The organism is Streptococcus sanguinis, from assembly GCF_050225395.1.
Taxonomy (GTDB): Bacteria; Bacillota; Bacilli; order Lactobacillales; family Streptococcaceae; genus Streptococcus.
Genome location: NZ_CP071431.1, coordinates 1,975,795 through 1,991,557, shown reverse-complemented (window position 1 = coordinate 1,991,557; position 15,763 = coordinate 1,975,795). Strand labels below are relative to the sequence as shown.

Genomic DNA, 15,763 nt, shown 5'->3' with positions numbered 1-15,763 from the left:
TTGGATAAATAATACTAGAAAGAAAGGCTTACCAAAAGGGGTGGCCTTTTTTATAATGAAAGTGGAAGTTTGATTGCAGACTGTGAAAGGAGAAGACCATGAATAAGGCGAGTATTTTGTTTAAGGAAGAGTGCAGGCAATTTCATCTGACTAATGGTGAGATTTCTTATATCTTCCAGGTTTCGGAGGATGGTAAACTCTTGCAGCTTTACTACGGAGCGGCGGTACCGGAGCGAGATTATTCTTATCTGGTGGAGCTGCAGCATCGGCCCATGACGACCTATCGGAAAGAAGGAGATTTACGCTATTCTTTGGAGCATGTGCGGCAGGAATTTCCAGAATACGGCACGACAGATTTTCGTCATCCCGCTATCTGTCTGCGGCAGGAAAATGGCTCGCGTATTACTGATTTTGTCTATGTCAGTCATCAGATAGTAGATGGTAAGCCTGCTTTAGAGGGGCTGCCCGCTACTTATACAGAGACTCAAACGGAGGCTAAGACTCTTATTCTAACCCTACGAGATGAGGTGACAGAAGTAGAAGTTCAGCTGTTTTATACGATTTTTGCTGATTGGCCGGTTATCACTCGCTCCAGCAAAGTGATTAATCAAGGCAGGGAAACTTGCTACTTGGAATCCCTAGCTAGTCTGTCGCTTGATCTGCCAGATGCTGATTATGACTGGCTGCAGTTATCAGGGGCATGGGCCCGGGAACGCCATATCAAGGAGCGCCCGCTTCAGCAGGGGATTCAGTCTATTGAGTCAACCCGCGGCATTTCCAGTCCCCACCACAATCCTTTTGTGGCTCTTAAGCGACCGGAAACGACTGAATTTTCAGGTCCAGTACTAGGAACGGCCTTGGTGTATTCAGGTAATTTTCTCATTCAGGCTGAGGTGGATACCTATGATGTGACCCGGTTGCAGCTAGCCATCAATCCTTTTGGTTTTGAGTGGAAGCTGGCTGCAGGCCAGTCCTTTACCAGTCCAGAAGCTCTGCTAGTATATTCTGAGCGGGGCCTCAACGGCATGAGTCAAGTCTTTCATCAGCTATTTCGTCGACGCCTAGCTAGGGGCTACTGGCGCGAGCGAGCGCGTCCTGTTCTCATCAATAACTGGGAAGCTACCTATTTTGACTTTAGTGAGAATCAGCTGCTGGAGCTTGCTGAAAAGGCTCAAGATGTAGGAGTGGAGCTCTTTGTGCTAGATGACGGATGGTTTGGCCAGCGGACTAACGATCGCGCTGGGCTGGGGGATTGGTTTGTCAATCCAGAAAGGCTGCCGAAGGGGCTGGGCTCGCTAGCAGAGCGTATTCACGGTTTGGGCATGCAGTTTGGTCTTTGGTTTGAGCCGGAAATGGTCAATAAGGACAGCCAACTCTACCGAACTCATCCTGACTGGCTGCTGGCAGTGCCAGATAGACAGCCCCACCATGGTCGGAACCAGTTTGTTTTGGACTATTCTCGGCCGGAAGTAGTGGATGAGATTTTTGAGCGTCTATCAGCGGTTATCGAGGAAGCGCAGCTGGATTATATCAAATGGGATATGAATCGCCCTCTGACGGATGTCTTCTCAGCTGCCTGGCCAGCCGATCAGCAAGGAGAGATTTTTCACCGCTATGTCTTGGGCGTTTATGACTTGTATGAGCGTTTGATCAGTCGCTACCCAAGCTTGTTATTTGAATCATGCTCTTCAGGTGGGGGCCGCTTTGATCCAGGTATGCTCTACTATGCTCCTCAGGCTTGGACCAGCGATGATTCGGATGCGATTGAGCGCTTGAAAATTCAGTATGGGACCAGTCTTCTCTATCCCCTTTCGTCTATGGGAGCTCATGTCTCCATCGTGCCCAATCACCAGACCAATCGTGTGACTCCGTTAAAGACGCGGGGCAATGTCGCCTTTTTCGGTTCCTTTGGTTATGAGCTGGATCTTAATCAGCTAAGCCCAGAAGAATTGGCTGAAGTCAGGAAACAGATAGCTTTTTACAAGCGCCATCGAGAGCTGATTCATAATGGAACTTTTTATCGACTGCAGTCGCCATTTAAGGGAGATGGACAGACAGCTTGGATGGTTGTCAGTCAGGATCAGAACACTGCGCTTTTAGGCACTTTCAAGGTCCTCAATCAAGTCAATCGCTCTCATCAGCGTTTGCAACTGAAAGGGCTGGCTGTGGATAAGGTCTATCGGCTAGAGGGGCGTTTCTATACTGGGGCTGAGCTCATGCGAGTTGGGCTGGTCACCACGGACGCTTCCAGCGGTCAGTTACTGGAGGATTCTGAGCAAAAGCCAAGCTATGACTTTGATTCCAAACTCTGGCTGTTTGAAGCAGAGGATGAGTAGATAAGCTAGGAAATAAAAAGAACAGAAGGAACAAGTTGACTAAAAGCTGTCCTTCTTGCTTTTTTTCTCTGAAAAAAGGATAGTACCATTATCTCTGATAATTCTATAGGAAAAGGCTTTCAAAAAGGTATATAATAGGATGAAGCTTTTATAAAATAGAGCTGGGTCAGAATGGGAGAATTTGTAAAAAATGAAGAAAGCATTCAGCAAATGCCAGGAAAAAAAGAGAAAGAAGGGAGCATTATGACGAGAAAAATCATCTTTCTTGATGTGGACGGTACCCTCATCGACTATGATAATCATATACCGGAGTCTGCTGTGGTTGCCATTCGGAAGGCACGGGAAAAGGGCCATTTGGTTTATGTATGTACAGGTCGCAGCAAGGCTGAGATGCCGCCGGAAATTTGGGATATTGGCTTTGATGGTATGATTGGTGGTAACGGCTCCTATGTGGAGCATGAGGGGCAGGTTATTTTGTACCAGCTGATTCCGCGAGATGTCGCTAAAAGGCTAGTCGACTGGCTTCAGGAGAGAGGGCTAGAGTTTTACCTGGAGAGTAATAACGGTCTCTTTGCAAGCAGGGGCTTCCGCGAAGCAGCGCGACCAGTGCTTCAGACCTACGTCCTTGGAAAAGGTGCTAAGCCAGAAGAAGTCGTAAATATGGAGGCCGAAGAAGATCTTCACGGCTTGGTCTATGGAGGAGAGCTCTATCGGGACGACCTGAACAAAGTCAGTTTTATCCTAAAGAGTTACCAAGACCATCTGGATTCCAAGGCTGCTTTTCCTGAGCTCAAGGCAGGTACGTGGGGTGGCAAGGGCGAGCATGCTCTCTTTGGTGATTTAGGAGTCAAAGATATTACCAAGGCGCATGCTATTGAGGTTCTGCTGAAGCATCTTCATGCTGATAAGGCAGATACTCTGGCTTTTGGCGATGCCAAGGTTGATATTTCTATGCTGGACTATTGTCAGGTCGGCGTTGCTATGGGAAATGGCGGAGCGGAAATCAAGACCATGGCCGATCTGGTGACAGACTCGGTCAGTCAAGACGGTCTCTACAAGGCCTTTGAAAAGTTAGGTCTCATCTAAAGGAGAAATGAATGATGGCAAAAACTCTTTATCTGATGCGGCATGGCCAGACGCTTTTCAACCTACGCCATAAGGTGCAGGGCTGGTGTGATGCTCCTCTGACCGATTTTGGCATCTATCAGGCCAAGGTGGCAGGGCAATATTTTAAGGATGCCGGAATTACTTTTGATGATGCTTATAGCTCTACTCAAGAGCGGGCCTGTGATACCTTGGAATTGGTAACAGATGGTAAGATTTCCTATAAACGTGTCAAGGGACTCAAGGAGTGGAACTTCGGCACCTTTGAAGGGGAAAGCGAAGACCTCAATCCACCCCTGCCTTATAAAGATTTCTTTGTTACCTATGGCGGTGAATCACAAGATCAGGTCGGGGAGCGCATGGCAGCGACCATTCTCCAGCTCATGCAAGAGACGGATGGTCAGTCTGTGCTCATGGTCTCCCATGGCGGGGCTATGGCCAATTTTGCCAGAGCTTGGCGGAAAAACTGGCGTCTGGATGACCTAGGTCACATGACCAACTGCGGGATTTTGAAGTTTACTTTTGAAGATGACCAATTCTATCTAGAAGAGGCCATCGGTCACGATTTTAGCGAATGGGAGGGAAAATGAAAGATTTATATTTGATGCGGCATGGTCAGACTTTTTTCAATCAAGAGGGCTTGGTACAGGGAGCTTGCGATTCTCCTTTGACAGAACTGGGGCAGGATCAAGCCCGGCAAGCAGGAGCTTATTTGCAAGAGCGGGGCATTCGTTTTGGTCAGCTCTACTCCTCCACCCAGGAGCGGGCTTCTGATACTTTAGAACTTGTCTCCGGTCGGACCGACTATACTCGCCTTAAAGGCATTAAAGAATGGAACTTTGGTCTCTTTGAAGCCCAGCCTGAACGCCTGCAGCCGAAATTTCGACCAGGAGCCACCTCATTTGAAGACCTATTCGTTCCCTATGGAGGAGAAGGTGTGGACCAAGTCGGTGAGCGTGTGCTAATCACTCTGACTGAGGTTATGGAGCAGGCAGGAGCAGAGCCAGTCTTAGCTGTTAGCCACGGCGGTGCCATGTGGGCCTTCTATCTCAAGATTGCGGCTCAAGCCCTGGACCCCAAGGTACGCTTTGGCAACTGCGCCATCTGTCATTACCATTATGAGCAGGGGCATTTTAGGCTGGCAGAAGTCATTGACCCGCTGACGGGTAGTGTGTATGAGTGTGAATGAAAAAAACTGGTTTCTTATATGTACTGACCCCCAAAAGTTAGACAATTTATTTATCCAAAGGATTTAGTTCTGTATTGAACAGGGCTAAGTCCTTTTAGTTTTGTCTTAATTCGTTTGTTGTTGTAATAAAAAATATAATCCGCAATAGCTTGCTCAAGCTCATCCAGGGACTGATATGATGTCTCAAGACCATAAAACATCTCAGATTTAAGTATCCCAAAGAAAGATTCCATCATTCCGTTATCAGGACTGTTCCCTTTACGTGACATGGATGGACGAATGCCCTTGTTCTCTAAAAAATGATGATAAGATTGGTGCTGATATTGCCAGCCTTGGTCACTGTGAAGGATTGTTCCACTATATGATTTAGCTGGAAAGGCCTTCTCAAGCATGCTCTGAACTTGTTTCAAATCTGGTGAACGTGACACAGTGAAGTTAATAATCTCGCTGTTGTAACCATCCAACACAGGGGACAAGTAGAGTTTTCCTTCTGCTAAAGCAAACTCTGTCACATCAGTATAACACTTCTCATAAGGTTTAGATGCACTGAACTGACGGTTAATGAGGTTATCAGCCTTTTTACCTATTTCCCCTCTGTATGATGAATACTTGCGTTTGCGGCGGATACGGGCTTTTAAGCCTAACCTCTTCATCAAACGTTGTATTTTTTTGTGATTGACGATAAAACCACGATTTCTTAGTTCCAGATGGATGCGACGATAGCCATAATTGCCATGATGTTCATCATAGATGTCTTGAATGAGCTCCTTTAAGGCCATGTCCTGATCTTCTTGAGCAGCTAGTCGCTTGACTTGATAGTAATAGGTTGACCGTGATAAATCAAGGATTTCCAGCAGAGTCGCTAGAGAAAATTGACCGATTAATTCTTGGATGATTTCTGTTGCTCTTTGAGCTTTGCTTCGTCCCTCAATCGGTATTCTCTCAGCTTTTTTAGCACCGCATTCTCCGCTCTAAGGTAGTCTAATTCTTTCTGGAGTCGTTCCAACTCTGTCATTTGTTCCCAAGTCTTCTTTGGTTTACGCCCCATCTTTATTGGTCTCCCTCTTCTTTTCTCAAGAATAGTATAGCCATTTTTCTTGTATTGCGCAATCCACCTTGAAATCATACTAGAATTTGGTAAGGCATAATCTAAGGACGTCTGTTTCTGAGATTGCCCATCAATCAGAACTTTATCTATTATCTCTTGCTTCAGTTCTGGAGAATAATAACTATTCTTCCCTTTTTGGACAATGGCTAACCCATACCTGTCAATCAGGCGAATCATGTACCTTAGTCCAGAAACATCCACACCAAATCTTTTTGAAAGCTGGTTAAAGCTTAAACCTTGTTTTATGAGCTCATAGATTTGAACCTTGTCTTCATAACTCAATTTCATAAAAATAGCACCCCAATCGTTAGATTTTATGTCTAACTTTTGGGGTGCAGTTCATTGCGTCCTCAGTTGTTTTTCCTTTATATATAGTCATAATATCTCCCACCTTTTTCAATTTAAATTTATATAAATCTCTGATACTATATATAATACAGAAACATGTTTATGTCAATAATTTTTTTACATTATTATCTGATTTTTTATATTTTGACATCGAACTTATCCCCTCCATTTAGCTGAAGGGGATGATTTTTTATGCTCTTTCAAATTCTGTATGTGTAAAATCTTTTCTCTTTTTACTGATTTCCCCTTCTGCCTTCCACTCACTGCGGGTAAAGACCATGGAGAGTAGTGCCAGAGCCGCAAAGGCAGCTCCTAGGTACCAGTAGGGCATATCCAGCGTCGTGGAGCGGCCAGATAGGTTGACGATGCCACGGAAGAGCATGCCAGTTGTCATAATGGCTACAGCTGAGTTCCAGAGGTTGAGGCTGAGCCGAGAGAGATTAGGGATGACCTTCATGAAGAGCAGGAGTAGGATGCCGCCCGCTAGAGGAATGGCAAAGAGATAGTGCATGTGGCTAGATGTTTCGCCGAAGCTGAAGGATTCATAGATTCTGCTGAAAGCAAAGAAGAAAATAGTTAATAGTGCATAGATAAGGGCCGTTTTTCTAAAACGTTTTTTGCTGGGATTAGTAACCGATGTAGACAATATCACTCACCGACCTTTCTGAGATAGTATTTCCGTTGGTTGTAGGCTTGTTAATGACCTGACCATTAAAGTAAAGTGTAGAGGAACCGCCGCCGTCTAGGTTGTATGCGGTCTTAACACCATAAGATTTCATGATTTCTGCCATCTGGTAGAGGGAAAGCCCCTCGCTTTCTGAGGTGCGTCCGTCTGAGACGATGATGATGTAGTGGTTTTCATCAATGATACCGATAGCTGTCCGAGGATTGGAAGACATGGACTGGCCGACTTCGGAGTTGGTATCAACGACAATCTCACCATTTTCTACGAGAGATGGGCCGAAGGCCAAGAGATTGACCACACCGTCTTTGACCAGTTGATCAGCAGAGACTTGGTCTTCATAGATAATCTTGAAGGAGCCGTCTTTGTAAATAGCTAAATCGCCATTGCTGGAGTCTTCGCGGACAGTATCGCGGTAAACGACGCCATTGCGGATGACATAGCCAGTTGTGTTGGCTCCATAGTAGTCGCCGTTAACCGCTAGGATAGCATTGTTGTTGGCGGCCGTTTCCGAGGTCTTTGCTGTGACATTGTTTCCGTAGGTGTTTTGAGCAAAGGCGGTTTTGAGGTATTCCGAGGAGCTGACGGTTACATCAGCGATGTAGACTTGGGTGTTGCTGACGGTCTTTTCAGTCAGCGTGACTGAGATGTTGTCGTCTGAATAGCTGGTATCCGTCACTGTCGCTGTTTCAGCAGCCTTGCTGGCAGCCTCGACATTGGACGACGAACTTGCGCTTGAAACCGTGGAAATGGTCTCTGCGATGACAAAGGTTTTCAGCATGGAGTAGCTGAAAGAAGCTGTCAGAAGCAGTCCGAAAATGGAGGCATAGGCATAGCGTTTCTTTAAAAATTTCATGATGCGGTGTGTGTCCTTTCCTTAAAAATAAATCTCTTTTGCACCATCCAGGAGACGGTGAAGAGTAAGATGCCGACGATGATTTTGACAATCAGAAGATTGAGATCAAAGACAGCGTAGAAGAGGCGAATCAGCAGTGTATCTAGGATAAAGAGTACTACAGCTAGGCTGAAATAGCCGGTTCCTGTCTTGAGTATACTGTCATCGTTCTTAAAGACCAGCCTTTTATTGGTCGAGTAATTAAAGATTGAGCTGGTCACGCGGGCAATCCCGTTTGCGAGAATAATTCTCAGGCTGGTCGGCGCAGCAGTTAAAAACAAGAGAGCCAGAGCATAGACGATGTAGTCAACGACGAAACTGCTGAGAGAAGTCAGGGCAAATTTAAAAATATTTTTATAAATCATGAGCCCATCCCGAATTGGTCGGAAGTGCGAGCCTTGATTGTCATTGATATAGACCGTCTTAATGGGAACTTCCAAAATGGGATATTCCTTGCTGGCTTCTAGGAGCATGTTCATTTCATACTCATAGCGCTGCCCCTCTACCTTTAGCATAAATGGAATCATGTTGGTCGTAAAGGCTCGTAAGCCTGTCTGAGTATCGGAAACATCCACCCCAGTCTGAAGCTTGAAAAGAGCCCGAGTCAGACTATTGCCGAAGCGGCTGCGCAGAGGCACCTTGCCAGTAAAGGCGCGTGCTCCCAGAATCAGCCTATTGGGATTTTCAGAAGCTTTGCTCGCTACACGGAAAATATCCCAGACCTTGTGCTGGCCGTCCGCATCTGCTGTTATCACCGTGCCATAGTTCTTCAGTGCTTGGATAAAGGTAAAAGCAGTTTTCAGCGCTTGCCCCTTGCCTTGATTGACCTGATGACGGAGCACGGTCGCGTACTGCTCCGCCTGCTCAAAGACTATCTGGCATTTGGAAGAGCTGCCGTCATCGATAACAATGATATGAAAATCACTCTTATGGTGAATTTTTTTTATCAGCTTAATAAGATTATAATCAGGCTCATAGGCCGGAATCACTAGATAATCCATATCCATACCTCTTTCTTAGATGATTTGTAGAAAGTATACAGACTGCGGCTTAAAGATTCCTAATATAAGTTAGTTTTAAGAAAATGTTAACATTTCTTTAAGGAAAGAGCAGAGAAAGAAGAGGATAGAAAGGCTGGTGGGGAGAGGATTAGAGGTGGTTTTATGAAATGAATGCTAGAGTATGACAAAGGGCTTATGTAGATATGTATAAAAATAGATCGTTCCGATTTTTGGAATTGATTGGTATGTCTTAAATGTAGAATGTTAAGAAAATATATTCCTGAATACCCAAAAAAACGACCTTAACGGTCGTTTTTTTGCATCATTCCACTTCCAATTCTTCTTGGTCAATTTTATGAGCTGTTCGGTAGGCTTGGTAAAAGATAAAGACAGCCACAGCAGTCATAGCCGGTACAATGATTGGGATATCTGTTTCGATAGCAGTCAGCGGTGAGTTCCAGAAGAAGTGGAGAACGAAGGCTGCTAGGAAGTAGAAGAGCCCCACTCGGAAGTAGTTTTTCTGAGTTTTGGCATAGCGTAGCATGAGAGCTAGACCGAGAGTGGTTAGGGCGGTGTAGAGCCAGTGAGAGGCGACGCCGCCAGTGATGCGGCCTAGAATCCCAGAGATAGTGAAGGAGAAGCCTTCGGGCAGGTCAGAGAGGATATAAGAGAAGTCCTCGCTAATCTGAAAGCCCATGCCAGCTGTAATCCCAAGCATCAAGAAGGATTTGAACTTTTTGACGGGGACTAGGTAGACAGCGAAGGCAACTGCCAACAGCTTGAGTGGTTCTTCAACCAGCGGAGCTGCGATGGCATTTTCTAGGTCACTGAGCAGAGTATTTGGGAAGCTGGTGCTGACCCATTCGTGGATATAGGTGTTGGCCAAACCAGAGGTCCAGCCAGAAATGAAAAGGCCACCTAGCAGAGCTACCCCAAGGCTAAGTGCAGGCGTCTGCCATTTTTTACCCAGTTGGCGAATCAAGAGCAGGGCAGGGACGATATAGAGCAGAGCCAAGAGGGCTGACAGTCCGACAATCCCATAGGAAGTGCCTGACATACTGCCAGTAGTATAGGCTTGTGTCTCGTATTCTAAGCCAATCGCGCTCAGAAGGAGAAAAATGAAAAGAACAATATTTTTCTTCATAAGTAACTTTCTAAAATTTTATTTTCATCCTAGTATAACAAAAAAATCATAAATAAAACCAATTTAAAAACTGGAAATTAAGGGCTGGTATAATACTTTACTTGCCAAACTGTCTCTTTTTGTTTATATTAGTTCTATAAGGTTTCTTGGAGGCGTTTGCATGTCGAAAAATCTGTTGAGATTGAAATTGCTGGGAAGTCCGAGTGTCTTTCTCAATCAGGAGGAAGTCTTTTTTCCTTTTGCTAAAATCAATGCTCTGCTTTATTATCTCCACATCAATGGTGCAGTCAATCGGGAGGAGATTGCAGGAATCCTTTGGGAAAACAAGGACAACCAGACCGCCAAAAAGAATCTGCGTAATACCATTTATCAAGCTAACAAGCTACTAGGTGGGGAATGGATTGTCGCTCCCAACAGGACTGTACTGTCGCTTAATCCCGAGTGTGCGATTGAAAGTGATGTAGAACTTTTTATGAACCATCCTGCGGAGCATCTGTCGCTCTATCAAGGGGATTTTCTGCAGGGCTTCTATCTCAAGGACAGCGAGGCTTTTGATTACTGGGTGTCCAAGATGCGGGCGCGATATGAGCAGCTTTATATCAAAGCCTGCTACCAACAGCTGGAAACAGAAAAAGACCAGTTGGATTTGGAAGAGTCTGAGCAGAATTTGCGCCGCTTGATCAGCATTGATGAGTTTAATGAGAAGAACTACCATCTGCTCATGAAGCTCTATCAGGATCATGATCGGCCTGGCAAGGTGATTGAGACTTATTATAAATTGGTCAATATTTTGGATAAGGAACTGGGCATTAGTCCTACTGAGCCTATCCAGCAACTATATCATGAGGTGCTTGCCAAGGACCGGAGCGAGCGTAAGACCAAGCAGTTTCTGCGCAATACGGATCACTTTTTCGGGCGGGTCGATGAAATCAAGCGTTTGGAATCTTACTTTTCTAAGGTGATAGAGACTCAGGAGGCGCGTGCTCTGGTCCTAGTCGGTGGTACTGGTATCGGAAAGAGGACAGTGACTCGTCAAGTATTGGCCAATCAGACCAAGTATTTCCAGATTGTCATGGCGGAGTGCTTCAAGGAAGAGATGAAGGCAGAGCTGCAGCCTTGGCGTGGCTTGCTGGACGGCCTGGGCGACTTGGTCATTCAGCACCAGATTCTCTCTATCAGCCAGTGGCAGGTCATTTTGGAGAGTTATTTTCCTATTTTGACAAGCGGCACTTCTGGTCTTCAGTTGGATGCGGACAAGCTGGCTCAGTTTGTAGTGGATATTCTGCAGAAGATTTCTAAGAAAAAGGCTTTGATTGTCTTGATTGAGGACTGTCACTGGATGGATAAGGCCAGTGTTGCTGTCTTGGAGCAGGTCATGAATCATTTGACTGGTTATCCTGTGGCCTTTGTGCTGACCAAGCATCTGAGCACCCCTTCTTATTTGGAACATTTTTTCAATCACCTGCTGGTTCGCAATAAGCTAGGCTTTATTGAGCTGCAGCCGCTGAATTTTAAGGATAGTGTGGCTTACTTGCAAGCCCAGACAGGTCAGCTAGCCATGTCTGAAGCACGCCTTGAGGATATTTATCGGGTCAGTCAAGGCATCCCTTTCTTCCTGTCGGAATACGCTGAGCAGCTCCTGCGAGGAGAGAAGTTTTATCCGTTGACTCCGGCTATTAAGGCTAAGTTGTCTCTGAAGCTGGATTACCTGAGCAGTCAAGAGGAGGAGTTGGTAGACTATCTGGCCTGCTTTAGGGCTTCTGCGTCGGTTTCGCTTTTGGCTAGGCTAATAGGCCTTCCGACGGAAGAGGTGGTCGAAATAACAGAGGAGTTTGAGCAGAAACGGCTGTTGGTGGAAGAGGAGCAAGGCGAGGAATTGGTAGTGCGGTTCAGTCAGGAGCTTTTGAGAATCTACGTCTATGACCGCCTGTCGCTTGCCAAGAAGCGAATGCTGCATCACCAGATTGCCCAAGGCATGGAAGACCAGCTGGGAGACTCTCTCCATCATGCCCAGCTGCTCAATGAAATCACCTATCACTACAAGATGTCCAAGCAGCCGATTAAGTCTCTGGAGTACGAATTGCATTATCTTGAGGCCACTTTGCAGTTTCATCACGAGCTCTTTCCGATTTATTCACGGGAGTTTGGCTTTATCGAAAAGACGGATGATAGCAATCAATCAGCGGTTTTAGACCAATTTGACCGTATTCGTCGGGAGATAGAGTACTTAGAGAGAAAACATCAGAATCACAAGGATTTTCAGCTATTGGTTCTCCGCTTTCTCTATCTAGAAGGGCGCTATGCCATTCGGACAGGGAATTACAAGCAGGGGATGGACAATATCCAGCAGGTGATTATTTCTGCCAAGGAGTTGCAGCAGATGGAGTTTCTTCTAGAAGGATATCGGCAGATGATTTATTACTGCATCCAGACGGAGAATATCTCTGAGATGCGCTATTATACGGAGTTGGCTCTGGATGCTTCGGTCCAGGCCAACAATCACGAGGCCATTGCTATCAACCTTCGACTCAAAGGACTCTATCATCTCATGATTGGAGATGAGGAGCAGTCGCTTCACCATCTCTACCAGTCCATTGACTGTTTCAGCCTGACGTCTTCGCTGCGTTCCAAGTACTCGATTCAGATTGCGGCGGCTCTAGACTATTTGGCAGAGATTGAGCAGATTCGCGGGAATTTTACGGCATCTCTGGCTCATCAGAAAGAGGCCATTAAGCTGACGGAAAATAAAACAGCAGAGCCTTCGATTTTTGCTTTCTACATCGGCTTGGGCATGACCTATTATCAGCTGAAAGATTATGAGCAGGCGGAGCGAATTTTCCTCAAGGCGAAAACAGCTCTGAAGTCCCTCAGCTTTCCTTGGAAAGAGACCCAGTTAGAAGTTTATTTGGCCTTGATTGGCTGTGAGAAGAGAGATTATCAACCGGTGCTTGATCTGCTGCGGAAAAAGGATAGTCTCATCAGCCGCTATGGCAATCCGCGGGACAAAGGGCTGATCTACTATCTGATGGCTGTGATTAAGTATTGCCTGCTGACTGGCAGCTTGCAGGAAGCAGGCTTTGAAGACTTGCTGGATCAGGACTTTGAGACCTACTATGAAACGGCTAAAAGCCAGCTCAATCCCTACCGAGATCGCCACCAGCTAAAGGAATTAGAAAACTTACGCCAGAACTTGTCTCAGGCATTAAACGCACAATAAAAGAGGATGAACATAGATTCCATTCTCTTTTATTGTTTGTAATGAAGTTTTTAAATGTCCATCAATCATGTGCTTGCGCCCAGACTTGGGTCAGGTAAAAGACAAAGCTGGCTGCCAGATTGGCCGTATGGTTGTCTATATCATGAGGTGGAGAGACTTCGACGATATCAAAGCCGATCAGCTTGCCTGAGGCGGCGATGTGCTGGAAGACTAGAACAGCTAGATTAGGGTCCACACCGAGCGACTGAATGGCACTGACACCAGGCGCTGCACCAGCTGCAAAGCAGTCAATGTCAATGGTCAAATAGACCTGCTCCTTGCCGGCCAAAAAGGTATCGACCACCTTACAGACTTCCTTGTAACCCATTTGGTACATATCCATTCCAGTCAGAAACTGGATAGCCTTGGATTTTGCCACAAAGTCAAAGAGAAAGAGATTGTTATTATGCTCCTGAATCCCTAGGATAAGGTAGTTAAAGGCCTGCTTCTGAGCCAGAGTGTCATCGAACATCTGGCGAAAGCCGGTACCAGAGTTAGGACCAGTCTGGTCATAGGGACGCAAATCAAAATGGGCATCCATATTGATAACGCCCAAGTCTTGGTCAGATCCTAGTGACGACTTGAGGCCCAGATAGTGGCCGTAGGCTGTTTCGTGGCCGCCCCCTAGGACAATAGGCCGGAGATTGAGCTCTCGCAGGCGTTTGACTGCCCGAGCCAAGCTTTGCTGCAGCTGCTCCAGAGAGCGGTTAGGACCGTCAATATCGCCAGCATCAAAGACGCGAACGTTTCTGCCCAGATGCCAAGGAAGCTTGGCCAGCTGGGTTCGGATAGCCTGTGGTCCTTCGACAGCGCCCACTCGGCCGTGGTTGATATAAACCCCTTTGTCACTCTTGAAGCCAATTAGGGCAAAGTTTACGCCGTCAAAGGGTTTTAAGTTAGGGTCATTTAAGTCCAAAAACTCAATAACCATACCCCACTTGGCAGCATATAAATCATCATCCAGTCTCTTATGATAGTAGCTGTTATCTAGCTGATAGTAATCTTCTAACATGATTTTGTCCTTTTCCATAACGATACTTGCGACTTTATTATAAGAGTTTCCCGCAAGCCTGTCAATGACTTTTGGCGGGAAAAGAAGCCCAGCTGAACGAGAGCGGGCTTCTTATGTTAGCTTTTTTTACAGAGTCACCAGCTTTAGAACTGAATGCTCAAGTCTACAGCCTTTTCAACGACGGCTAGGAATTCTTCGTTTTCAATCAGCTCAGAAGCCTTGTTGAGCTCTTCATAGATTTCGATATCCTTGTCGAACTCGATAAAGCGGACATGCTGACGGAAGAGGTCGTAGGCTGGCTTGGTTCCTTTACCAAGTTCATGGTTTTCTGGTTTCAGATCCAAAGCTTGGCAAGCTGCCATGATTTCTGTTGCCACGATGCGGCGAGAATTCTTGAGAATTTCAGCTGCCTTGCGTGCTGCGGTTGTTCCCATGCTGACAAAGTCTTCTTGGTTTTCACAAGATGGGATAGAGTCTACGCTGGCTGGATGAGACAGAACTTTGTTCTCAGAAGCAAGCGAAGCACAAGCATACTGGGTAATCATAAAGCCAGAGTTGAGGCCAGGGTGTTTAACTAAGAAAGATGGTAGCTTGCTCAGTTGGCTGTTGACCAGACGTTCAACACGACGCTCGGATACATTACCGATTTCAGAAATAGCGATACCGAGGAAGTCAAATGGCTGAGCCATTGGTTCTCCATGGAAGTTACCGCCTGAGATAACATGGCCTTCCTTGGTGATGATAGGGTTGTCCGTAACAGAGTTGATTTCAATCTCAACTTTAGTTTTCACATAAGCGATAGAGTCTTTGCTGGCACCATGAATCTGCGGAATACAACGCAGGGTGTAAGGGTCTTGGACCCGTTGTTGAGTAGCTACGGTCGTATTGCCACTGCCTTCTAGAAGGTTGCGGATATTGCGGGCTGTAGCCAGCTGTCCGCTTTGAGGACGGATGGTATGTAAGTCTTCTTCGAAAGGACTGGTAATACCATTGTGGACTTCCATGGAAAGAGCACCAGCGACATCTGATAGTTTAAGAAGCTGGATGGCATCGTAGGTAGCCAGAGCTCCGATACCTGTCAGGACAGTCGTACCGTTAATCAGTGCCAGCCCTTCCTTGGCTGCTAGAGCAATTTTCTCGATACCAGCCTTGTCCAAAGCTTCCTGTCCAGAGAGCAATTCACCCTGATAATAAGCGCGGCCTAGTCCTAACATAGGCAGAACCATGTGAGCCAGCGGTGCCAAGTCACCAGAAGCTCCCAAAGAGCCTTTTTCTGGAATGTAAGGCACTACGCCTTTATTGAGCAATTCCAGGAGCTTTTCGACAGTAGAGAGACGGATACCAGAATAGCCCTTGACCAAGGAATTAATCCGGATTAGCATAATCGCACGGACTGCATCTTCAGGCAGGGGATCACCGTAGCCTGAGGAGTGCGTCCGAATTAGGTTTTCTTGCAGTTGAGTCGTATCTTCTGGTGAGATGCTGACATTGCAGAGAGAGCCGAATCCGGTTGTAACACCGTATACGACCCGCTTTTCGCGGACGATGTCATCTACGATTTTGCGGGAAGCTTCTACAGCTTTCTTAGCTTCTTGGTCGATTTCGCAAGTGGCTCCATGACGGGCTACTGCGATGACGTCTTCTAAAGTAAGGTGTTCGCCATCCAAATTGATTACATGTGTCATAAG

General features: G+C 46.2%; 12 protein-coding genes. 5 read left to right on the top strand and 7 right to left on the bottom strand.

From position 1 onward, the window contains the following. Positions 1 to 98 precede the first annotated feature (98 nt). From J1C81_RS09675 to J1C81_RS09660, 4 genes are all read left to right on the top strand, one after another. Positions 99 to 2,336: an alpha-galactosidase gene (locus J1C81_RS09675; RefSeq protein ID WP_002915949.1), complete on the top strand. Its 2,238-nt coding sequence runs from the start codon at positions 99 to 101 to the stop codon at positions 2,334 to 2,336. A gap of 243 nt (positions 2,337 to 2,579) precedes the next feature. Then, positions 2,580 to 3,422, top strand: a complete 843-nt coding sequence (locus J1C81_RS09670) for an HAD family hydrolase (RefSeq protein ID WP_173334378.1) — start codon at positions 2,580 to 2,582, stop codon at positions 3,420 to 3,422. Positions 3,423 to 3,433: 11 nt separating this feature from the next. Continuing rightward, positions 3,434 to 4,030 (top strand): histidine phosphatase family protein, encoded by a 597-nt coding sequence (locus tag J1C81_RS09665; RefSeq protein ID WP_002915946.1) that lies wholly within the window; start codon positions 3,434 to 3,436, stop codon positions 4,028 to 4,030. Next, complete coding sequence (locus J1C81_RS09660) at positions 4,027 to 4,629, top strand: histidine phosphatase family protein (protein WP_032909769.1); 603 nt, start codon at positions 4,027 to 4,029, stop codon at positions 4,627 to 4,629. Before J1C81_RS09665 ends, J1C81_RS09660 begins: the two co-directional genes overlap by 4 nt. 50 nt (positions 4,630 to 4,679) lie before the next feature. On the opposite strand, the gene J1C81_RS09655 is transcribed toward J1C81_RS09660, so the two are convergent. From J1C81_RS09655 to J1C81_RS09635, 5 genes are all read right to left on the bottom strand, one after another. Then, positions 4,680 to 6,025, bottom strand: a protein-coding gene (locus J1C81_RS09655) for an IS3 family transposase (protein WP_173334392.1) whose coding sequence is annotated in 2 segments (ribosomal slippage) — positions 4,680 to 5,575 and positions 5,575 to 6,025 — 1,347 coding nt in all. Because the reading frame shifts where the segments join, the coding sequence is not laid out codon by codon here. Positions 6,026 to 6,275: 250 nt separating this feature from the next. Further along, complete coding sequence (locus J1C81_RS09650; protein WP_032909768.1) at positions 6,276 to 6,731, bottom strand: hypothetical protein; 456 nt, start codon at positions 6,729 to 6,731, stop codon at positions 6,276 to 6,278. Next, positions 6,712 to 7,623 (bottom strand): phosphodiester glycosidase family protein, encoded by a 912-nt coding sequence (locus J1C81_RS09645; RefSeq protein ID WP_002915942.1) that lies wholly within the window; start codon positions 7,621 to 7,623, stop codon positions 6,712 to 6,714. The genes J1C81_RS09650 and J1C81_RS09645 overlap by 20 nt, the downstream gene beginning before the upstream one ends. Next, the gene (locus J1C81_RS09640) at positions 7,620 to 8,669 is read right to left on the bottom strand and encodes a bifunctional glycosyltransferase family 2/GtrA family protein (protein WP_002915941.1); all 1,050 of its coding nucleotides are present in this window, start codon (positions 8,667 to 8,669) and stop codon (positions 7,620 to 7,622) included. The genes J1C81_RS09645 and J1C81_RS09640 overlap by 4 nt, the downstream gene beginning before the upstream one ends. A 316-nt stretch (positions 8,670 to 8,985) precedes the next feature. Next, the gene (locus J1C81_RS09635) at positions 8,986 to 9,807 is read right to left on the bottom strand and encodes a PrsW family intramembrane metalloprotease (RefSeq protein ID WP_002915940.1); all 822 of its coding nucleotides are present in this window, start codon (positions 9,805 to 9,807) and stop codon (positions 8,986 to 8,988) included. Positions 9,808 to 9,967: 160 nt separating this feature from the next. Between J1C81_RS09635 and J1C81_RS09630 the strand changes: the two genes are divergently transcribed. Further along, positions 9,968 to 13,024 (top strand): AAA family ATPase, encoded by a 3,057-nt coding sequence (locus J1C81_RS09630; RefSeq protein WP_002915939.1) that lies wholly within the window; start codon positions 9,968 to 9,970, stop codon positions 13,022 to 13,024. A gap of 61 nt (positions 13,025 to 13,085) precedes the next feature. Here the strand turns inward: J1C81_RS09630 and hutG are convergent, their stop codons facing one another. Together hutG and hutH are read right to left on the bottom strand one after the other, a co-directional pair. Then, a complete protein-coding gene (gene hutG / locus J1C81_RS09625; RefSeq protein WP_155114778.1) occupies positions 13,086 to 14,075 on the bottom strand; it encodes a formimidoylglutamase in 990 nt (329 codons plus the stop codon). Between the two features lie 143 nt (positions 14,076 to 14,218). After that, positions 14,219 to 15,760, bottom strand: a complete 1,542-nt coding sequence (gene hutH / locus J1C81_RS09620) for a histidine ammonia-lyase (RefSeq protein ID WP_032909814.1) — start codon at positions 15,758 to 15,760, stop codon at positions 14,219 to 14,221. Between the last annotated feature and the right edge of the window lie 3 nt (positions 15,761 to 15,763).

Coding starts and splice junctions, on each gene's coding strand:
- J1C81_RS09675 (WP_002915949.1), top strand. CDS start 99: ATGAATAAGGCGAGTATTTTGTTTAAGGAAGAGTGCAGGCAATTTCAT.
- J1C81_RS09670 (WP_173334378.1), top strand. CDS start 2,580: ATGACGAGAAAAATCATCTTTCTTGATGTGGACGGTACCCTCATCGAC.
- J1C81_RS09665 (WP_002915946.1), top strand. CDS start 3,434: ATGATGGCAAAAACTCTTTATCTGATGCGGCATGGCCAGACGCTTTTC.
- J1C81_RS09660 (WP_032909769.1), top strand. CDS start 4,027: ATGAAAGATTTATATTTGATGCGGCATGGTCAGACTTTTTTCAATCAA.
- J1C81_RS09645 (WP_002915942.1), bottom strand. CDS start 7,623: ATGAAATTTTTAAAGAAACGCTATGCCTATGCCTCCATTTTCGGACTG.
- J1C81_RS09640 (WP_002915941.1), bottom strand. CDS start 8,669: ATGGATATGGATTATCTAGTGATTCCGGCCTATGAGCCTGATTATAAT.
- J1C81_RS09635 (WP_002915940.1), bottom strand. CDS start 9,807: ATGAAGAAAAATATTGTTCTTTTCATTTTTCTCCTTCTGAGCGCGATT.
- J1C81_RS09630 (WP_002915939.1), top strand. CDS start 9,968: ATGTCGAAAAATCTGTTGAGATTGAAATTGCTGGGAAGTCCGAGTGTC.
- hutG (WP_155114778.1), bottom strand. CDS start 14,075: ATGTTAGAAGATTACTATCAGCTAGATAACAGCTACTATCATAAGAGA.
- hutH (WP_032909814.1), bottom strand. CDS start 15,760: ATGACACATGTAATCAATTTGGATGGCGAACACCTTACTTTAGAAGAC.